At 42.4% G+C, this 21,065-nt stretch carries 22 protein-coding genes; 4 read left to right on the top strand and 18 right to left on the bottom strand.

The window, feature by feature from the left end; translation table 11 throughout:
* Positions 1–25: 25 nt before the first annotated feature.
* From ABIN91_RS03580 to ABIN91_RS03555, 6 genes are all read right to left on the bottom strand, one after another.
* On the bottom strand, positions 26–1,015 hold the full coding sequence (locus ABIN91_RS03580; protein ID WP_348048525.1) for a TonB family protein: 990 nt from the start codon (positions 1,013–1,015) through the stop codon (positions 26–28).
* Between the two features lie 339 nt (positions 1,016–1,354).
* Entirely contained in the window at positions 1,355–2,545 is a 1,191-nt protein-coding gene (locus ABIN91_RS03575; protein ID WP_348048774.1) for a class I SAM-dependent rRNA methyltransferase, read from the bottom strand.
* A gap of 137 nt (positions 2,546–2,682) precedes the next feature.
* Positions 2,683–4,233, bottom strand: coding sequence for an Rne/Rng family ribonuclease (locus tag ABIN91_RS03570; RefSeq protein WP_348048523.1), 1,551 nt, complete (start codon positions 4,231–4,233; stop codon positions 2,683–2,685).
* Between the two features lie 117 nt (positions 4,234–4,350).
* Entirely contained in the window at positions 4,351–4,440 is a 90-nt protein-coding gene (locus ABIN91_RS03565) for a hypothetical protein (protein WP_008506795.1), read from the bottom strand.
* Between the two features lie 28 nt (positions 4,441–4,468).
* Complete coding sequence (locus ABIN91_RS03560) at positions 4,469–5,335, bottom strand: tetratricopeptide repeat protein (protein ID WP_348048520.1); 867 nt, start codon at positions 5,333–5,335, stop codon at positions 4,469–4,471.
* A gap of 13 nt (positions 5,336–5,348) precedes the next feature.
* Entirely contained in the window at positions 5,349–5,648 is a 300-nt protein-coding gene (locus ABIN91_RS03555) for an HU family DNA-binding protein (protein WP_348048518.1), read from the bottom strand.
* A gap of 162 nt (positions 5,649–5,810) precedes the next feature.
* Here ABIN91_RS03555 and mutY point away from each other — a divergent pair, with 162 nt between their 5' ends.
* Positions 5,811–6,863: an A/G-specific adenine glycosylase gene (gene mutY / locus ABIN91_RS03550; RefSeq protein WP_348048516.1), complete on the top strand. Its 1,053-nt coding sequence runs from the start codon at positions 5,811–5,813 to the stop codon at positions 6,861–6,863.
* A 21-nt stretch (positions 6,864–6,884) separates the two neighbouring features.
* Entirely contained in the window at positions 6,885–7,277 is a 393-nt protein-coding gene (gene ssb, locus ABIN91_RS03545; protein WP_348048514.1) for a single-stranded DNA-binding protein, read from the top strand.
* A gap of 60 nt (positions 7,278–7,337) precedes the next feature.
* Here ssb and ABIN91_RS03540 read toward each other — a convergent pair whose 3' ends face one another.
* Complete coding sequence (locus tag ABIN91_RS03540) at positions 7,338–9,542, bottom strand: S9 family peptidase (RefSeq protein WP_348048512.1); 2,205 nt, start codon at positions 9,540–9,542, stop codon at positions 7,338–7,340.
* Positions 9,543–9,649: 107 nt separating this feature from the next.
* Between ABIN91_RS03540 and ABIN91_RS03535 the strand changes: the two genes are divergently transcribed.
* The gene (locus ABIN91_RS03535; RefSeq protein WP_348048510.1) at positions 9,650–11,188 is read left to right on the top strand and encodes a serine hydrolase; all 1,539 of its coding nucleotides are present in this window, start codon (positions 9,650–9,652) and stop codon (positions 11,186–11,188) included.
* A gap of 187 nt (positions 11,189–11,375) precedes the next feature.
* Here ABIN91_RS03535 and ABIN91_RS03530 read toward each other — a convergent pair whose 3' ends face one another.
* From ABIN91_RS03530 to ABIN91_RS03480, 11 genes are all read right to left on the bottom strand, one after another.
* The gene (locus ABIN91_RS03530) at positions 11,376–11,696 is read right to left on the bottom strand and encodes a protein tyrosine phosphatase (protein WP_348048508.1); all 321 of its coding nucleotides are present in this window, start codon (positions 11,694–11,696) and stop codon (positions 11,376–11,378) included.
* Positions 11,697–11,703: 7 nt separating this feature from the next.
* On the bottom strand, positions 11,704–12,075 hold the full coding sequence (locus ABIN91_RS03525) for a Fic family protein (protein WP_348048504.1): 372 nt from the start codon (positions 12,073–12,075) through the stop codon (positions 11,704–11,706).
* Positions 12,072–12,260, bottom strand: coding sequence for a hypothetical protein (locus tag ABIN91_RS03520; RefSeq protein WP_348048501.1), 189 nt, complete (start codon positions 12,258–12,260; stop codon positions 12,072–12,074). The genes ABIN91_RS03525 and ABIN91_RS03520 overlap by 4 nt, the downstream gene beginning before the upstream one ends.
* A gap of 86 nt (positions 12,261–12,346) precedes the next feature.
* The gene (locus ABIN91_RS03515) at positions 12,347–13,003 is read right to left on the bottom strand and encodes a hypothetical protein (protein WP_348048499.1); all 657 of its coding nucleotides are present in this window, start codon (positions 13,001–13,003) and stop codon (positions 12,347–12,349) included.
* A 10-nt stretch (positions 13,004–13,013) separates the two neighbouring features.
* Positions 13,014–13,463: a DUF3805 domain-containing protein gene (locus ABIN91_RS03510; protein WP_348048497.1), complete on the bottom strand. Its 450-nt coding sequence runs from the start codon at positions 13,461–13,463 to the stop codon at positions 13,014–13,016.
* Positions 13,460–14,764 (bottom strand): amidohydrolase, encoded by a 1,305-nt coding sequence (locus ABIN91_RS03505; protein WP_348048495.1) that lies wholly within the window; start codon positions 14,762–14,764, stop codon positions 13,460–13,462. The genes ABIN91_RS03510 and ABIN91_RS03505 overlap by 4 nt, the downstream gene beginning before the upstream one ends.
* Before the next feature lie 144 nt (positions 14,765–14,908).
* On the bottom strand, positions 14,909–15,820 hold the full coding sequence (locus tag ABIN91_RS03500; protein ID WP_348048493.1) for a TIGR01777 family oxidoreductase: 912 nt from the start codon (positions 15,818–15,820) through the stop codon (positions 14,909–14,911).
* 192 nt (positions 15,821–16,012) lie between these two features.
* Positions 16,013–16,441, bottom strand: a complete 429-nt coding sequence (locus ABIN91_RS03495; RefSeq protein WP_348048491.1) for a CBS domain-containing protein — start codon at positions 16,439–16,441, stop codon at positions 16,013–16,015.
* 220 nt (positions 16,442–16,661) lie between these two features.
* Positions 16,662–17,165 (bottom strand): NAD(P)H-binding protein, encoded by a 504-nt coding sequence (locus ABIN91_RS03490; protein WP_348048489.1) that lies wholly within the window; start codon positions 17,163–17,165, stop codon positions 16,662–16,664.
* 62 nt (positions 17,166–17,227) lie between these two features.
* Entirely contained in the window at positions 17,228–18,547 is a 1,320-nt protein-coding gene (locus ABIN91_RS03485) for an AarF/UbiB family protein (protein WP_348048487.1), read from the bottom strand.
* A gap of 81 nt (positions 18,548–18,628) precedes the next feature.
* Complete coding sequence (locus ABIN91_RS03480; RefSeq protein ID WP_348048485.1) at positions 18,629–19,318, bottom strand: TetR family transcriptional regulator C-terminal domain-containing protein; 690 nt, start codon at positions 19,316–19,318, stop codon at positions 18,629–18,631.
* A gap of 257 nt (positions 19,319–19,575) precedes the next feature.
* On the opposite strand from ABIN91_RS03480, the gene ABIN91_RS03475 reads away from it, so the two are divergent.
* A complete protein-coding gene (locus ABIN91_RS03475) occupies positions 19,576–21,030 on the top strand; it encodes a DASH family cryptochrome (RefSeq protein WP_348048483.1) in 1,455 nt (484 codons plus the stop codon).
* Positions 21,031–21,065: the final 35 nt, after the last annotated feature.

Raw genomic sequence — 21,065 nt, 5'->3', positions numbered from 1 at the left:
CATTATCGCAGTAGAATATATATAATCAATCCTGCAAATCGAAATTTAAAGGTACTGTGAATTGTACCCTTACCGGACGGCCGTATTGTATTCCCGGCTTCCACTTGGGTGAGAGTTTTAGAACCCGCACCCCCTCGTTGCCTAATTCGGAGTTAGGAGTTTTTACCACTTTGATCCCGGTTAGGCTACCATCGCGCTCTATCACAAACTGCAAAATTACCCTACCCACCACATTGTTTTTTTTGGACTTAGCGGGATAGGTTACATTAGTTGACAAGAATCGCGCGAATGCCTGTTCGCCACCCTCATATTCGGGCGATGCTTCGCGTATGGTATAGTTGTAAACTTTGCCATATTTATCACGGCTCTCGCCTTTGATTAACATGCCTTTCTCATACGTTTCAGTAAATTTGATGGAATCTTTATAGTTATTACCACCCGTCCATTGCCCGTTACGCTTGCCATTTTGAACGTCGCCTTGCTCGTAAACTTTTTTGAAACCCGGGTGGTATGCAATATAGTGGCCATTACCATTGATAAGCATGGCTTTGCCTGTTGAATCGTTACAGGTTTTGATCAAATAATCATCTGCGGAGCTACCTACTGCATTTTTATTAGGAAGCTGGCTTGGGTCGAAATAATCCTTTACGCTATGCAATACGCCATTAGGGTAATATTCGTAGTAATTGCCGATTAGTTTGTCGCCTGTATAAGTGCCCTCCGTTTGCTTATTGCCCGATGGGTAAAAATCGGCATAGGGGCCATGCCATACATTGTATATGGCATGGGTAGATGTGCCTTTACGTTTGATTTTACCGTTTTTATAATATTCAATTATGTTGTAAAGCGAGGCTGAGGTGGTATCGGCCCTGGAAGATACCCGGCTATAATCGGATTCATCGGCCGTTGATACCTGCTTTCCTTTGTTGGTATAGTAAGTGGTAGTAGTTTGTGCGAATGATGATAGTGTAAAGGAAGCCAAGAAAGTGGCAGACAGAAGATATTTAACAAACATTTTTATGATGAGGTTGAGTGGTAAATATATAAAATTCAGGCCTTTTACAGGCCAATCCTGATAATTTTTTGTACCTTTATGGGAAGGAATATAGGTGGAACCAAGATGTGAAATATTCTTACTATTTCCCCCTGCTAATTAAGGCCGGAGGCCTTGAAATAGTAGTCACGAGCGGGACGTTCGCGCCAGCGTGAATGTGGGGAGTACCAAAGAAACAAAAAACCTACTTTATCCCCCTCCTTATTAAGGCAACAGGTAGCATAAATGTAAGGACACCCATAAATACCCCTGTCTGCCCACAGGCAGGCATAATTTGTAACTGCGGTTATTGGAGTTATTTTACAAAACCCTGCACAATAAACCTTTCAAGTATTCACCTTCGGGGAAGGTTGCGCTTACGGGGTGATCGCCAGGTTGGCAAAATTGGTGAATGAACTGTACTTGTTTGCCGGCATCTAAAGCGGCCCAGGCTATGATCTGTTTAAAGGTAGTCATGTCCATTGCGCCGGAACAGGAATAGGTTGCCAGTAGGCCACCGGGGTTTAGGATGAGCATACCCAGGCGGTTCAGATCTTTATAGGCGCGTGCGGCACGGTCTAATGCGGAACGTGAGGGTGCGTATTTTGGTGGATCGAGAATAACGATGTCGAACATTTCGCCGTCTTCGCGGAACTTGCGGAGTTGCTTGTTTACATCTGATTGTATAGAACGCTGATCTTTATCGGCAAAACCGTTTAGGGCAAGGTTGCTCTTTAAGGTTTCGATGGCTAAGGCCGAGCTATCCACACTGGTGACAGATTTGGCTCCTTGTTTAAAGGCATTTAGGGTAAAGCCGCCGGTGTAGCAAAAGCAGTCGAGCACATTCTTATCTTTGGCATACCCGGCTAATACATGTCGGTTATCGCGCTGATCGCAATAGAAGCCTGATTTTTGGCCTTCGGCGATGTTGATGCCATAGCGGATGCCGTTCTCAATAACCTCCACCAGTTCGGGCGGTTGGTTACCGGCGAGTAAGCCGCCTGCGGATGGTTGTAAACCTTCGTGCTCTCGTGATGAAGCATCGCTTTTATCGAAGATACTTGCTGGATTGAGTAGTTTTTGGAGCTCGTCGATAATGACAGGTTTGATGTTTTCGATACCTGAGGTTAGGATCTGCAAGGAGAGATGATCGGCATATTTATCAACGATCAATCCCGGAAGGTAATCACTTTCGCTGAAGATAAGGCGGCAGGTATCGGTAACGCCGGGTTGCAAAATGTATTGGCGGGCGGCTACAGCTATGCCAATTTTACGTCGCCACCAGGCTTCGTCAACGGTAACGGCTTCGTCCCACTCCAATAAGCGCAGGGCAACACGTGATTGATCGTTATAAAAGCCATAGGCCATAAATTCGCCTTTGGCATTGAGCAGGCGAACGATATCGCCATTAGCGGGCTTGCCCTTAACCTTCTCGATAGCACCCGAGAAAACCCAGGGGTGTTTGTGCTGAACCGCTTTTTCTTTGCCCTTTTTTAGTATAACGTCGATCATGATGGGTACAAAGGTAGTTTTAACTATGATCGGTTTCATATATGTTATAAAGGATGTGGAAAGATACTACCTTATAAACAAAAAATGTGCAAATGAAACTAATCATTTGCACATTCGCACATCAAAAAATCTCCAAACTATAACTTGATCTCTTCCCCTTTAGATGACAGGAAGTGGAACTCAGTAATTTGATAAGCCGGGTTGCTGCTCACCTTAATCCATTGGTTGTATTTAAAAAACCATTTCATTTGGCGGTTGTACAAGCCCTTTTTAATGTAGGCCTCAATGTACGGGTGTACACTAAGCGTAATGTTTTTCTCGTTCTGCTCGGTTAAAACGTAGTTAAAGTTTTGCTCAATATCGTCAAGCAGCAACACGGTTGGCCTTATGGTGCCTGTACCGCCGCATGCAGGGCAAAGCTCGCTGGTAACTATATTCATTTCCGGGCGAACGCGCTGGCGGGTTATCTGCACCAATCCAAATTTGCTCGGTGGCAAAATGGTGTGCTTGGCCCTGTCCAAAAGCATTTCGTCGCGCAGGTAGTCAAACAGGTCCTTACGGTTGGTTGGCTTGTGCATATCAATAAAATCGATCACCACAATACCACCCATATCGCGCAAACGCAGCTGACGGGCAATTTCTTTAGCAGCTTCCTTATTCACCTGGAACGCGTTCGTTTCCTGGTTCTCTTTGTTAGCTGTGCGGTTACCGCTGTTCACGTCAATAACGTGCAAGGCTTCGGTATGCTCAATAACTAAATAAGCGCCACCGGCCAGGTTAACAGTTTTACCAAAAGCGCCTTTAATCTGCTTATCAATACCAAAGTGCTCAAATAATGGCTCTTTGTGCTTGTGCAGCTTAACAATGCTATCTAAATCCGGAGATATTTGGTGAACATAAGTTCTAATCTCCTCAAAAATGGCGGTATCGTTCACATAAATATTCTGGAAATCCGGATTTAACAGGTCACGCAGAATAGTTGATGTACGGTCGATCTCGCCTAAGATCTTCTTCGCAGGCTCGGTTGATGGTAAACGGGTAATGAATGATTCCCATTTTGATATCAGGTCCAGTAAGTCCTGCTGTAATTCAGTTACACCCTTTCCCTCGGAAACAGTGCGGATGATCACCCCGAAATTTTTAGGCTTTATGCTTTCAATGATCTTGCGCAAACGCGTACGTTCGGTATTGCTTTTGATCTTTTTTGAGATCGAGATCGTCTCAGAAAAAGGAACCAAAATAACATACCTTCCGGCGATGGAAAGATCAGAACTTAAGCGGGGGCCTTTGGTAGAGATAGGCTCCTTAGCTATTTGCACAGGTATAAGCTGGTTTTTAGTTAAAACATCAGATATTTTACCACCCTTGTTTATTTCTTCTTCCAGCTTAAAGTTATCCAATAGTTTTGATTGGTAGCTTCCGCCACGTATCTGTTTGGCTAACTTTAATAAGCTTAATACTTGCGGCCCAAGGTCCAGGTAATGCAAAAACGCATCCTTCTCGTATCCAACATCCACAAAAGCCGCGTTCAATCCAGGCATGATCTTTTTGATCTTACCCAAATAAATATCGCCTACAGCATAATTATTGCTGATTTGCTCTTTGTGGAGTTCTACAAGTTGTTTATCCTGTAATAAGGCAATAGTAGCCCCTCCGGGGGTTGCATCGATAATTAATTCTTTTACCAATGGCTACTCCATTTCTTTTAACGACATAAGGCCGTAATTAATAACATGAAGGTATAAACGATAATAGAACGTTCACCGCTTAGGTGAACGTTCATACTCAATAAGCTAATAATTAGCTTACTTCTTTTTATGCCTGTTTTTTCTTAAACGTTTTTTACGTTTATGGGTTGCCATTTTATGTCTTTTTCTTTTTTTACCGCTCGGCATAATTGTAATGTTTTAAATTTATGTTTAATTAATTCTTTAATTCTTTGATGTATTCATCAATCCGTGTCCCAAAGGCCGGATCGGGCATTAATTCTTTACATTTCTGGTAAGCATCAATGGCTTCTTTTTTCATACCTAACTGCTTGTAACTTTCAGCTAAGTAAAAGTAAGGTTCTAACTCCTCCTTTTTCGCTATCAGCGTTTTAAAGCGCTCAACAGCTTTTTGGTACTGACCGCTTTTCATGGCAAAAGTTCCCAAATTCAATACCGCTTTACGGTTGTTAGGGTCTTTTGCAACCACGCCCAACAATAAACCAATACCCGTCATAGGGCTTGGCGCACCGCCGTTTACATCGGCAATACCTAATCCGGTTTGAGCTTCAAGCCCGTTAGGGTTAAGTTTTAAAGCATTGTTAAACGCTTCAACCGCATTACCCACAAAAGTTGGCTGGGCCAGCGTATCTTGTGTTAGCTTAAAAGCGTCGTTAAACCTGTCGCCTGCGTTCACCCAATCCTGGTAGCCATTTTTCTCTTTGGCAATTGCCATATAGTAAAAGGCCGCAGGCGCGGGTTGATTTACATCGTCCCATTTTTTGGCAAGTTCAGTTTCAAACTTTACTTTATCGGTATTACTACCGGCATTTTTCAAGCTATTCTCTAAGGCGGTTATTTCTGCCGATAAGTTACTTCCAACTGCTGTTTTTGCCGGGGCCGAAACGTAATTGGCATCAATATTTGCATTAACGCTGCTGTTACCGGCACGTGTTTCGCTAATTCTTGCTCCAGCGCCTGGTTTGCCCTCTTTGGCTACTATCAAACGCACAGGATCTAACTTAAACAAATAGCCCATTATAGCAACTACTATAACTACTACTACTATTTGTTTAAGTTTCATCCTTAGTATTAAATTATTTTACAGCTTTTACTTTGTTACCGCTTCTTACTTTTTCTACAAAAGTTTTAGCTGGTTTAAAACTTGGAACAAAGTGTTCCGGGATAATAATAGCAGTGTTTTTTGAAATATTACGAGCTGTTTTTTTAGCACGTTTTTTAACTACAAAACTACCGAAACCTCTTACATATACATTCTCGCCACCTACCATTGAGGTTTTTACCACCTTAAAAAACGCCTCTACAGTTTCTTGAACATCAACTTTCTCAATACCTGTCTTAGATGAGATTTCAGCTATAATTTCTGCCTTAGTCATACCTTTTTTTCTTTATTAATTTTTGTAAATACTTAACTGTTTTGGGGTTGCAAAAGTATTGGTTTAAAATGAAACAGAAAAATAAAAGATGATTATTTTTGATTTTACTTACTAAGTAGTTTGTAAACCACTATAAAGTAAAAGAATGTAACTTTGAGGATAATGAATTTTACTGATACAGTGGTACTTTGGTACAACCAAAACCGCCGCGACCTGCCCTGGAGAAATACCACCGATCCATACATTATATGGCTGTCCGAGATCATCTTACAGCAAACCAGGGTTGATCAGGGTATGCCTTATTTCTATCGCTTTGCCGAGGCTTATCCCACAGTAAACGCGTTCGCTTCCGCGACAGAAGATGAGATACTCAAATTATGGCAAGGCTTGGGCTACTATTCCCGCGGCCGCAACATGCTTAAAACCGCTCAACTGGTTCAGCAAAAGTTTGGCGGCCGCTTTCCGGATCAGTATGATGACCTCATCGCTTTAAAAGGCATTGGCGAATATACCGCTGCCGCTATTTCATCATTCGCCTCAAATCAGGCCAAAGCTGTTGTTGATGGGAATGTTAACCGCGTAATAGCCCGCTATATGGGCATCAGCGAACCTATTAATAGTAGCAAAGGCAAAAAGCTGTTTCAACAATTGGCTAATGAACTATTAAACCAGCAGTCGCCGGGCTTACATAACCAGGCCATGATGGAGTTTGGCGCCCTGCAATGCAAACCTAAAAGTCCAAATTGCAGTGTTTGTCCGGTTAAAGAAGGCTGCTATGCTTACAAGCATAACAAAGTGAATGAACTACCCGTAAAATTAAAAACCGTTAAAATTAAGAACCGGTACTTCAATTATTTTTTAATAACCGAAGGCGATCAACTCCTTTTAAACAAACGTGGCGAGAACGATATCTGGGCAAATATGTATGATCTACCCTTAATAGAAACCAGCGAACTATTATCACCGGAAGAGTTATTTGCCTCGCCTGATATGATTTCAACCTTCGGTATTATTCCACAGATACAGAGTATATCACCTCTGCAAAAGCATATTCTTACCCATCAGCATATCCACACCCGGTTTTATCATATTTACTTAGAACAAAATAAATTTTATCAAAAATCAACATATTTTTTCACGGGAGTGAATAATTTAAATAATTTAGCGCTGCCGAAAATAATTTTTCTATTTTTAACTAATTTTTTTAAATTCTAAATTATATTTACCCTAATTAATATGTCAGGTATAAACAAAGTAATATTGGTGGGTCATTTGGGTAAAAATCCTGATATCCGCTACCTTGAAGGCGGCGTTTCGGTAGTTAGTTTTCCCTTAGCCACATCCGAAACTTTTAACAAGGATGGCCGTAAGGTTGAACAAACCGAATGGCATAATATTGTAATGTGGCGCGGACTGGCAGATGTAGCAGCTAAATTCCTTCAAAAGGGCAAGCTTGTTTACATTGAAGGCAAATTAAGAACCCGTTCGTTTGAAGATAAAGAAGGTATCAAAAAATACACCACCGAAATTGTTGCCGAGAACTTTACCTTATTGGGCCGTAAAACCGACTTTGAACTTGACGAACAGGTTGGTAATAGCCTAAACGGCACCGAAGAACTACCTTACTAGCACTAACCAATAATAAACCATAATTACACAAGCCTCCCAAACCCGGGAGGCTTGTTTTGTTTATCTGCCCCCCGGCGGGCAATGCTCTTTTAAATACTGTGTAAAAAGCGTAGCCAAATGCAGCCTTGTACCGGCCCCCTCAAAAATACCATGCGTACGGTTTGGGTACGACATAAGCTGGAACTGGCAGTTGTTTTTCACCAACTCGTTAATAAGTAATTCTGCATTCTGATAATGTACATTATCATCGCCGGTACCATGTATGTAAAGCAAATTACCCTTCAGGTTTTTAGCGTAAGTTACCGGCGAACCTTTAATAAATACAGCACGCCCTTCATCGGTGATGGGCACGCCCATATAACGCTCCTGGTAAATGTTATCATAAGATAACTGCCAGCCTACAGCTGCAACAGCTATCCCCGTTTTATAGATCTCCGGATATTGGAACATCAAATTCAAGGTTGACGAACCGCCGCCGCTCCAACCCCAAACCGCTATCCTGCTGGCATCAACAAAGGGCCATTTCAGTATCTCTTTAGCCGCCATAGCCTGGTCACGTATATTCAATGTCCCTAATTTTTGATAAATAGCCTTGCGCCATTCGCGGCCCCGCGGAGCCGGTGCCCCACGGTTATCAAGCCCCATATAAATATAACCATCATCGGCCATATTGCCTCGGTATTCACCATTGCGTGCCACACCATAAGTATCGGTAACCACCTGCGATGCAGGTTCGCCATAAGTATAAAACACAACAGGGTACTTTTTGGCCGGGTCAAAGTTGGTGGGTTTCACCATCCAGCCATCAATCTCAATTCCATCCTCAGTTTTCACACGGAAAAACTCCGGCGTACCCTTTGGCTTATTTGCCGCATCCACTTTGATCACGTCGCCATTAATATGTTTATGATCGGTCAAGCTTATGTTTTCTTCCTTTGGCAGTGTATAACTATTCGAGAATTTATGAATAGCTATTTTGCCGTTTGGCGATAGCTCATACTCGTGTGTACCGGGCTGATCTGTAGGAGTGAGCCTTTCGGGCTTACCACCGCTTATCTTCACCTTAAACAAATACCGCTGTAAAGGGTTATCCGGCGAAGCCGTAAAGTAAACATAACCCGTTGGTACATCTATCAGATCAATGCTGATCACATCATAATTTCCCTGGGTGATCAAACTTTCCTTGCCATCAACACCCACTTTATACAGATGCCTCCAGCCGTCTTTTTCACTCGCCCAAACAAAGCTCTTACCCTTCTCTATCCACTCCCAACCCGTCGGATCCGACGAGAACGGATCACCACCGTTCCATTCCGATTTTACATCTATCCACGCATTATCCTTTTCTACATGAATAACCTTAGCCGATCCTGCTTTGTAATTGCATAAGTATATCTTGCTTTCGGTTTGCGCCCGGTTCAATTGTTCCAATATCACATCGTTGGCATTGGCCCATTCCATTCTCGGTATATAATGTTGTACCGCATCACCAGGTACATTTAGCCATTGAGTAGCGCCGCCATCAACACTAATCACACCTACCTTGCACGAGCTCGGATCCTGCCCCGCCGTAGGGTACTCAACCGGAACAACATAAGGGTATATCGAATCCGTAGTGTTCAGCATCAAATAGTTCTTTATTTTGCTCGCGTCAATCTGCCAGTAAGCAATAGCCTTCCCATCCGGCGACCAGCGGAAACCATCCCGGCAATTCAGCTCCTCCTCATAAACCCAATCAAACGTGCCGTTTATCAATTTACGGGTGCCATCGGTAGTCAACTGCTTAACCTCACCGGTTGCCAGCGTTTCCACAAAAATGTTATGCTCGCTCACATAAGCCGCCTTAGTACCATCCGGCGATAGCTTTGCAAACATCAGCGACGATACAGGCCTTGCTTTCCCTATCTGCGTAAGCGTTTTAGCGGTAAAATCATAAACCCAATAATCGCCGCGGGTATCAAAACGCCAAACCTTTTTGGTATTGTTGTTTATTAAAACCTTTTTACCATCATCGCTAAACGTAAAACGCTTCACTCCAACAGCCGTTTTACCGGCAGGGGTAAGCATATCTTTGCTTACAATAATCGTCCGTTTATTCTCGTCGCGGGTATCTAACTCAATAATTTCGCCGCCTTTGGCTACGTAATACTGGTAGCCATCGGTAGCCCAACGTGTAGGCGTAAACTGCGCTACAGTTATAGCTTGCTTAAACATCAGTAACACAGTCACTAATGCCACTACCTTCAACTGGTAATATTTATTCATCTTACTTAGATTATTATGATCCGAATTATTATTTTGTGTGGTTGATATCTGTTAACACATAATTTCACGTTAACTGTTATATCAAAAGCTAAACATACCTATCTATAATGAGAAAAATTGCCAAATTGTTATCTATTTGTTCCATTTTATTAACCAATAGCCTTTTTGCGCAAAACATAAACCGTACGGGTTTTATTAAAGACAGTATAGATGCCTATGTTAACCGCGCCCTAACCAACTGGCGCATTCCCGGTGCCGCCGTTTGCATTGTTAAAGATGGTAAAGTTATCCTGATGAAAGGCTACGGCGTTAAAGAGTTAGGCCTCAATAACAAGGTTGACGAGCGTACCCTTTTTATGATAGGTAGCAACACCAAAGCCTTTACCGCAACCGCCTTAGCCATGTTACAGGCCGGGCATAAGCTTTCGCTTGATGATAAGGTAACCAAATACATCCCCAGCTTTAAACTGGATAACAAACTGGCTGGCGACGATGCCCGCCTGCGCGATCTGCTTTGCCACCGCCTCGGCTTCGGTACCTTCCAGGGCGATTTTACCTACTGGACCAGCGATCTATCCCGCGAACAGATCGTCGAAAAAATGGGCCATGTGAAGGCTCAATACGCGTTCCGCTCCAAATGGGGTTATACCAATGCCGCCTTTTTAACCGCCGGGCAAATCATTACATCAGTAACCCAACGCTCATGGGAATCATACATTAAAGACAACATCTTCGCCCCCTTAGGCATGGGTAGCACCCTGGCTCTAACTAAAGATTTCAATATGCAGCTTAACAAAGCCGCTGCCCATACCCTGTACGATGGCCGCCTCATCACCATACCATTTGCCCAATTGGATAACCTGGCCCCCGCAGGAGCCATCTGCTCATCCGTAAACGACATGAGCAAATGGGTAATGGCCCTGTTGGATAATGGCAAAGTAGGTCCGCGCCAGGTTATCCCCGCCGAAGCCATAGCCGCAACCCGCCAACCACAGGATATTGTTGGCGACGTGCACCACTTAAGTGGGATAACCAATGTAGAAATGTATGGCTTGGGTTTCTTTTTACAAGATTATGCAAGCCACCGCATCGTAATGCACGATGGTGGCGTTAATGGCTACGTAACCTCGGTGACCCTCGTACCCGATCAGCGGCTCGGCATTATCATCCTCACCAATACCGATCAGAACGACTTGTATGATGCCCTGCGTTGGGAAGTTTTAGATGCCTATTTCAAAATGCCTTACCGCAATTACAGCGATGCATCACTAGCCAAATATAAAAACCAGGCCAATATAGATCAGGCTGCCGACAGGAAACTCCGCGACAGCGTTGCTCTAAACCTCCGTCCGCCAATATCACTATCCGCCTACACCGGCAGGTACTTTAACGACTTGTACGGCAACATGACCATTGACCAGGGCGGCGAAAACAACGACCTCCAAGTACACTTTGAACACCACCCCAAAATGTTTGCCCATCTGCAATCCATCGGTAACAACCGCTTCTACGCCACCTTCTCCGACCCCGAATTTGGCAAAGCCGTATTCCCTTTCACCATCCAAAACGGACAGGTAACGAGCGTTAGAGTCAAAGTGTCAGATTTCATAGAATACACCCCTTACGATTTTAAAAAGGTGCAGTAATTAATAACCACGATAACCTAAATAACAAACAGAGGGGGATAAAGTAGGATTATTTTTAAACTATTCATTCAAAAATCCACTTATGGAAATAGGTTGAGGAATGTCCCAATAATTTAAGGGGGGAATAAGTAAGATTATTTTAAAGTTTTTTAATAAAAAAACTACTTATTGGGTAGATACAGTACCATCACAAATAATCAACCAAAGCCATCTCCAATATCCCAATCAATTCCGGATCATTAAACTGGTAATTATCCTCAATATCCAACACCACAATTTCCTTTCTGGCTATAGCCGATGCAAAACGTTGCCTCAAAATATCCCGGTGTTTGCGCTCCATCACAAACACAACATCGGCCCAAGCCAATAGCTTCTCGCTAACCTTAACCCGCGCCTTATCACCCGTACCCGCCGAGCGCGCCTGATTTAATGGGTGATTCTTAAACAACAACTCGGCCGTTGGGCTGCGCCATTGGTTTTTACTACAAATAAAGAGGAGATTTGGCAAAGGATAATTATTTTACATATTGAATTAGCCACTGTTTTATTTCATCAAAACGAAAATCACCTTTACTAACAGCAATAACCATCAGGTATTTTTCATCTTCTGTAGTTACAATATCTAACCGGGCCTGTAGCAATATTAATCTCATCAAAGCATATCCGGTTCGCTTATTTCCATCAATGAAAGGATGATTGATCAGTATACTTTCTAAGATAGCAGATGCTTTATCCACAGGAGTTGGATAAAGGTCGGTTTGTTCAAATGTCATATAGGGGCGCGCGAGTGCAGCTTCCAAAGCACCCACATCTCTGATACCTTTACCGCCACCAAATTGCTCTAATAATATGTCATGCAGATTACAGGCAATAGCTATATTTATCATTTAGCGAGCCTTTCAAGCAGGTTTTTATCTTCCGTGATTATTTTTTTAATATACCCGGCTAACTCAATCTGGTCTTGAGTTTGATTCTGAAATTGCTTTAAATAATCAAGTATATTAACCAAAGCATCTTCGGGCACACTATCTAATACCTGTTGAATCTCAATTTTAATTTCTGCCGTACTCATATTCAAATTTAACAATAACAAGTATCAATTACAACACACCAATGTGCATTGGTCTTTCTACAGATGAAGAGGAGGTTTGGCAGATTTTAAATTATTAGGCCATAAAACCTCAACCCCACAGTTACCACAAGCACAACTATCCCAATAAAAAACATTCGTTGCCCATGCCTTTGGTCTACGTCGCCGTAGGCATATATCCTCTCGCCATTAGGCAGAGTTTTTTTACTGGTTGATAAAAACCAACCGATCAGGATACCCAAAGGCCCACCTAAAAAAGCAGTAACATAGCCCACTATTATCCAAAAGCTTTGCGTTTGTTCAGGCTTTTGCAATGTCTCTATCCGTTCTGTTTTTAGCTTTTCTTCGTCTATTTTAACTCCGCGTTCCTTTAATAGTTTACGGGCCAAAACCACATCAAAGGCATTCCATTCATCATATTTGGCAACCACATCCAATAATTCATCATCGCTAAAAGCAAACAGGTAGTAGTCGCTATCTACATCATCAATATGTTGCGCATCATCTTCAGCAATCAGCTTTTCAACCTGTTCAAAATCTTCAGGCAATATTTTAACTACAAACTCCTTATCGTTCTCTTCGTTAAAAGCCATCGAAGCGCTAAACACCATCGGGCTTTCATTTAGCTCATAAGTAATATCATTCTTTTCCAAAATGGAAACAAGTTGGGCAGACAAAGCCACGTCATTATATCGGCGAAAGGTTAAAAGGGTAGGTTTATTCATAAATATATTATCAACTTGCTTTAAGTGATATGAGAACCTGTCGTGCAAATTCAAATTCTTTCATTACCTCATCCTCTTTCTCGCGACTGGTATCGACTGCAAAAGAACATAGAAATAAGATATTGACATCCCGAACTAACCACCAATGAATAGACACGCTATCACTATCTTGCCCAGTATATTTTAGATAGTGGATAGCCTTTTTCGTTCCTAATAACAGTTTTTTTGCATCATTATTGTGATCAAACTCATCATTGATATGGGTTTCTATTTTATTTATTTGTACTTCAAGATTAGCTCCTGGGAATTTATTTGGTGTAATTCTTAAATTTCCTTTCCAATCATCATCGTCATAAAAAAGGGCGGTGCTCTCATCTTCTTTAAAAGCCGTCCAATAACTTGGGATATCACAGGTAAACCATTTACCATCAGAAACATATTTGATATAGTCCATCATCATTTCCCCATACCCATATAATCAATCGTCAAATTACACAACGCCTTAACGCCCAGTGTAAACCCACTCTCGTCAATAAAAAAATCAGGCGTATGGTGAGCCGGTGCTTTGGCGGGGTCGCCGCCTTTAGGCAAGCCGCCTAAATGGAAAAATATGCCCGGCGCTTTTTCCTCATAAAAGCTAAAATCTTCGGCCCCTGTTTCGCCCTGACGTAGTTTCACGTTGTCGGCACCGGCTGTAGCTTGCAGGGTAGGCAGCATTTTAGCCACCAAAGCAGGGGCGTTATAGGTAACGGGGTAATGGTTGCTGTATGGTATCTTCACTTCGGCAATGGCATTATTTGCTTCGGCTGTTTTAGTGGCAATTTGCTTTACTCTTTCGATGATCATCTTTTCATCTTCAGCGCTAAACGTGCGGATGGTACCCAGCATACTCACCGTTTCCGGGATGATATTTGAGCGGTTGCCGCCATTAATAGCGCCAATGGTAACCACCGCAGGATTCTCTGTAATGTGTAAATTACGACTCACAATAGTCTGCAAATTATTAATGATCTGCGCCGAAGTCACAATAGCATCCACCCCCGACCACGGATAGGCCCCATGCGATTGGCGGCCTTTAACGATGATCTGCATATCATTAACCGCCGCCATATCACCACCCGGTTTATAAGTAATAGTACCCACAGGTTGGTACGATTGAATATGCAAGCCAAACACCGCGTCAACATGTGGGTTTTCCATCACGCCCTCCTTTACCATTTGTTGCGCGCCGCCTTTTTCGCCGGGAGGCAAACCCTCTTCGGCAGGCTGAAATATAAATTTAACCGTACCATGCAGGTCTGCTTTCATAGATGATAGCACTTGTGCCACACCCATCAATATTGCCATATGCGAATCATGTCCGCAGGCATGCATCACACCAACGGGGTTGCCCATAAAAGTAGTGGTAGCTTTTGATGCGAACGGAACCGGGGTACGTTCGGTAACCGGTAAACCATCCATATCGGCACGCAGGGCCACACAGGGGCCAGGCTTGCCACCTCTTAAAATCCCTACAACACCCGTAGTAGCTACACCACGCTTTACCTCAATACCCAAACTCTCCAAATGCTTCGCTACAATTTCGGATGTGCGCACCTCATGGTTACCCAACTCTGGGTGCTCATGAAAATCCTCGCGCCAGCCAATTATTTTTTTCTCGATAGCATCAACACGTTTGGCCACCTCGGCCTTTGATGTACTTTGCGAATAACTGTTGGCCCCAAACAAGCCAAGCGCGATAAGGAGTAAAGGTTTCTTCATGAGATAAATATAAGAAACGGATACGAAAAACGGGTAATTATAGAGGGAAGATGTCTTGATTCCTGATTCTTGTCTCTTGATTCTTTTAAGAATATGGGCTCCCGTAAATTCAAACGAGTATAAGCAATTGGTGCAAATGGGCTATTAAGCTTTTTTGGAGTACAGGTCCTTCAGCGCATCTTCCACAGTTAAAAACTTAAAATGGTACCCTGCCTTTTCAATTTTGGTAGCCGCTACTTTGGTGCTGCCTAAAACCAGCGTAGCCATTTCACCTAAAAAAAGTTTGAGCGCAAACTCCGGCGCGTGGGGCAGCCATATTGTTTTTCTGAATTGTTTGGCAATGCTGTGCGTCAATTGCTCGTTAGTTACAGGGTAGGGAGCAACCATATTGTAAACACCGCTCATGGTTTCGTTTTCTATCCCCATCAGGTACATGTCAATAACATCCTGCAAATGTATCCAGGGCACCCACTGGTTGCCGGTACCTAATACGCAGCCAAAGCCATACTTAATGGGCGCGGCCATTTTAGATAATGCACCACCGCGCCGAGTTAGCACTACTCCGGTTCTAAATTTTAATACGCGTAGCTCCAATTCTAATCCCGCGTCAACGGCATGTTCCCATTTAACACAGCACTCGCCTAAAAAATCATCGGCAGGGGCGCTGTCTTCATATAGTAACTCATTACCTCTATCACTATAGTAACCAATGCCCGATGCCGAAACCACACTTTTTACCTTATGTGTTTTGCTTTTCAGCAGATCATATATCAAGGTTATTGATTTAGTGCGACTGCGGATTATCTGTTTCTTACGTTCTTCTGTCCACTTTTCATCGGCAATACCTTCGCCGGCAAGGTGTACAATGGTATCTACGCCACGTATGCAGTTTACATCAATGGTGCCTTTATCAACATCCCACAAATAAGTTTTAACTTCAGGGTTAGTGCCGGTCTTTCGGCTCAGGTGGCTAACACTATAGCCTTTTTTTAATAATTCAGCAGTCAATTGTTTACCCAGCAAACCGCTGCCGCCGGTTATTAATATATGGTTCATTATGGGGGTTAATCAATAATATTAGGTGCGTTTGCTCTAACAAACTATTTATAAAATGGAATAGTGGCAAGATAGTTTTAAGCGTTTAAATATTCCGTAATTAAGGACCTTAATTTATTAACATTGTTAAAACCACAAGTTGTAATCCGATTTCGAAAACGTCAATAACCTAATAACTCAATAACAAATAACCTAACTGGCTATATAGCTCTCCAATTGCTGAATGGTGCGTTTTTGATCTTCGATAATAAACTTTACCACATCGCCTATAGATACCATACCTGTTACCCGGTTATTATCAATAACAGGTAAGTGGCGTATTTTATGGGAGCTCATCATTTCCATACAATGATCAATACTTTCACTTGGGGTAATGGTGAACAGGTTAATCGTCATAATTTCACCTATCGGGGTCTCTTTTGATGAGCGACCCATTAACACCAGTTTGCGGGCGTAATCGCGCTCGGTAAAAATGCCTTTTAATATCTCATTCTCCATGATAAGCAGCGAACTGATGTTTCTTTCCATCATTACCTGCAAAGCATCATAAACTGATGTTTCGGGGGTAACCGAGTAAACCTGGTGCCCTTTGTTTTCCAGAATGTTCCTGATCTTTTTCATCGTAAATAATTTATTAAAAATGAACGGATGAAAAACCTATGTGAAATATTAAATTAGATCACAAACGGTACTTACACACAGGTTTTCGTTAAACTTTATTCGTTTAATTGGTTAGTTAAAGATAGGATTTTCTTTTTTAACCTCAAAAATAAATCCCAAATAGTTATTTTTCAATCAATTAAATTTCTTACATATCCCTTTACAGCACATCTTATCACTTTTATAGTGTTAATCTGGTGATCTGATTGGCCACGCCTTTAAACTTAAACAGGTGGAACGGCCACATCAAATACCATTTAGGTATTGCCGGGCCAATAGTTAAGGCGGCCTTAGCGCGACCCAATATTTGCTGTAACTGCTGGTGTGGTTGCAAGCAATTAATTTGCTTACCTATGCTTAAAAATATCAACCGCTTGCATTGGGTTTTATCCAGGGCTTGCACAAAATTGTGAGCTGAGAGTGCCATTAACGGGAAAAAGTCTTTGCTCCAATGTTGGGTATTCAGCAGGTAATAAGCCGCATCAATATCAGTAGGGAAGGCTTCGATAGATGATTCCTTTAACAAATCGCCGGTAATGATCTTTACTTGATCGCCAAAATCACTGTTCTCTTTAAAGCGTAGCTTATCCCGCACAAGGCAAACTACCTCGTAACCCTTCTCCAGCAAAACTGGCAGCAAACATATGCCAATATATCCGTTAGCACCTGTGATAAGTACTTTCATACTTAGTGCAACACGCAAATAGGGTAGGGTGTTTTAAAATATTATTGGGATGATTAACCCCGTTAATACTCTACAACCACATGTGGCTTAAATGTATCCGTTTTTACCTGCGCTTTTAACTCATGCAATATATTATACAAACCAAAATTGGTGCGGTTAACATAAATAAAATGCTTAACGCCACGGGCTTGTTTAAACTCGGGCATGCGGGCTAACCGTTCGCCAAAGCTATAAAGGTTATCAAAGAATTCGTTTTTACCGAAATCAAAAGAGCCTGTCATATAAGGCTGCGCAAACAGACTGATCATTTCTTTATACTGCTCATAATAAAACTCAACCTGTTGCGGTGTATCATTGGTATGGATCATTTCCAACTGGCGGAAAGCTTTGATCGTTTCCTCTTTGTTATCTAACAGATCGGTTGATGTGGTGGAGAAGAAGGGGTAATAAAAATCATCCGGCATTTCTTTAATACAGCCAAAATCAATAATACCAAGTTTACCCTCCGGCGTGATCAAAAAATTGCCGGGGTGCGGGTCGGCATGTACGGCGCGCATTTCGTGCTGCTGAAAATTGTAAAAATCCCACATGGCCTGGCCTATCTGGTTACGCAATTCCTGGGATGGGTTGGTAGCTAAAAATTCTTTTAAATGCATACCCTCTAACCAACTCATGGTAATTACCCGTTTACCGGATAACTCCGGAAAATACTCTGGGAAAACCAAATTATTCAAACCGGCGCAAGCCTCCGAAAATTCGATAGAACGGCGAACTTCCAGTTCATAATCAGTTTCTTCAACTAACCGCTCTTCCACCTCGTTCATGTAAACATCAAGTTCCCGCTCGCTCATCCCCAAAAGGCGGAAAGCGAATGGCTTAACCAGTTTCAGATCGGATGATATAGAATCGCCAACACCGGGGTATTGTATCTTAACCGCCAGTTTCTTCCCATTCAATTCAGCCCGGTGAACCTGGCCGATAGATGCCGCGTTGGTTGATCGTAACTCAAACTTATCGTATATCTGTTCTGGCGTCTTACCAAACAATTTCCTGAAGGTTTGAACGATCAGTGGTCCCGATAAGGGAGGAGCATTATATTGCGATAACGAAAATTTATCTACATAAGCCTTGGGCAATAGGTTTTTATCCATGCTCAGCATCTGGGCAACTTTGAGTGCGCTGCCCTTCAACTCGCTCAGCGATTCGTAAATATCAGCCGCGTTATCCTGGTTCAACTCATCGTTGTTCATTTCCGGGTTAAATAGCTTTTTGGAGTAGTGCTTAATGTAGTTGCCACCAATTTTAAACCCCGTACTCACAAACTTTGCAGATCGCTGTACTTTGGTGGTAGGTATGCTATTTTGTTCTTTCGGTTCGCTCATTTTTCTTGTTCATGGTTCATAGATCATGGCTCATAGCTTTTTGGGGTTACCATGAACTATCAACCATGATCCATGAACGATCTAAAACCCCATCTTCTCTTTCATCCCGCCATTTTTTGCCAAAAACTTGCCGTATTCCAATAGGTTATCAATTGGCGAGCGTTGGAACAGGTCGAACGTAACGTTCACACCTTTTTCAATGGCTTCATCGGTTTTTTCAAATCCGGCTGATATATCATTCAGCCAAAAGTTCAATACAAATACAAACTGCACCCAAAGGGCATCTTTATATTTATCAGCGAAAAATTTGCGGTCGGTCAGCTCACCGCTTTCAATGCCATCTTTTAATATTTCAGATGCGAAAGTTTCAAATTCACTTTTAGCGCCCTGCCAAACGGTTGGGGTACTAAAACCTTTGTGAATCTTTTTAGCACTGTAAGTAGCAAAACTGCGTTTGCTTTTCAACAACTCAAAAAAGCTGTAGAAAAACGATAACGCTTTCTCGCGCGAGTTATACTGGCCCCAAACTTCCTGAGTTTTAATTTCTGCTATGGTTTTGGTGGTAATATCCGTCCATAAACTTTGTTCAATGGCATCAAACGAGCCAAAAAACTGGTAAAACTCGGTTTCTTCCATTTCGTTTTTCTTGGCAAATATGTAAACCGATTTGGGTTGCTCGCCCTCGGTTAACACGTAATCTATATAAGCGTTCTGGATGCTTTCTTTAGTGACCATCTTTTTTGTGTTTTGGGTGCTTAATTTAGTGCTCATACTATTAACGTTTAATGGTTCAGGGTTATTTTGCGAATAATATACAAGTATAACGTTAAGTATCAGGCATTGTGTTAAAGTAGGTAAGGAGTTTTGTCAGCCAGATGTTATAATAGTTCGCAACTGTATTTTGCTGAATAATGCAGACGAAATGTTGTAAAGATGTCAAAAAACACAGTGCAGGATGCAGAAAAAATAAATTATTCGCAATTTTACACCATCTTCCTTTTTATGGGTAACTTACCCTTGGTTTAAGCATGGCTGAAAAAACGATACTGGTTTGGTTTAGAAACGATCTTCGCATACACGATAACGAAATTTTATTGGAGGCTATCCGCAAAGCCGATAAGATTTTGCCGGTGTACTGCTTTGATCCCTTCTACTTTAAAACCACCCGGTACGGCACGCTTAAAACAGGCAATTTTCGCGCAAGGTTTTTGTTGGAGGCTGTAGCTGATCTGCGCCAAACCCTGCGTGAACACGGAGCGGAGTTGCTGGTACGTACCGGCGATTCAGTAGAGGTAATTACCCAACTGGCTACCGAATACAATGTATCCGAAGTTTACCATCACCGCGAAGTAGCTTTCGAAGAAACCGATATCTCATCAAAAGTAGAGGCCGCCCTGTGGAAGATCAAGTTAAACCTCAAGCATTTCATTGGCCATACCTTTTATCATAAAGAGGACTTGCCTTTCCCTATCAAAGATATTCCGGATGTATTTACCACATTCCGTAAAAAGGTGGAACGCGATAGTAATATCCGCAACAGCTTTGAAACTCCCGGCGAAATTCATATACCACAAATTACCGATGCCGGTGAAATACCAACCTTACATGATTTAGGTTTTGAAGAACCTATTGACGATTGTCGCGCCGTAATGCATTTTAAAGGTGGCGAAACCGAGGCACTTAAACATTTACAAGAATACTTTTGGGGAACCGACAGGCTCAAAACCTACAAGCAAACCCGAAATGGTTTATTAGGTTCGGGCTATTCATCAAAATTTGGCCCGTGGATATCCGTTGGCTGCTTATCTGTTCGTCAGGTTTATTGGGAAGTAAAACGGTATGAGCAAGATAGGGGAGCTAATGATTCTACCTATTGGCTGATATTTGAATTGCTTTGGCGCGATTACTTCCGCTTTATGTTTAAAAAATATGGCAACCAGTTTTTTAAAGCAGGTGGTTTTAAAGGCGAAGCACCCGAGGTTTCTGCCAACCAGGACGAGCTATTCGAAAAATGGAAATCGGGCCAAACCGGCATCCCGTTTATTGATGCCAACATGCGTGAGCTAAACGCCACAGGCTTTATGAGTAACCGCGGCCGCCAAAACGTAGCCAGCTTTTTAGTAAAAGATTTAAAAGTGAACTGGACAAAAGGTGCCGCATACTTCGAAGAAAAACTGATCGATTATTCCCCGGCCAGCAATTGGGGCAACTGGGCCTACGTAGCCGGAGTAGGTAACGATCCGCGCGAAAACCGTCACTTTAATATCCTCAAACAAGCAGCAGAGTTTGACCCTAAAGGCGAGTACGTAAAAACCTGGCTGCCCGAGTTAGCGCTTATCCCGGCCAAACTGGTACAAAGCCCATTCTGTTTAAGCGAGGCCGAATTGAATTTATATAAAGTGAATTTAGGGGTTGATTATCCTAAACCGATTGTAGGTTTAGGAACCGAAATAAATAGCAAGAACGCCACACTATTTACATAAATAATTCGTTAGCTTAGTATAAGATTTCAAAACCT

Origin of the sequence: Mucilaginibacter sp., from assembly GCF_039921305.1 — a bacterium.
In the GTDB taxonomy this organism is placed as follows: domain Bacteria; phylum Bacteroidota; class Bacteroidia; order Sphingobacteriales; family Sphingobacteriaceae; genus Mucilaginibacter.
The sequence above is the reverse complement of the archived record's forward strand: the minus strand, read 5'-3'. Positions and strand labels throughout refer to the sequence as shown.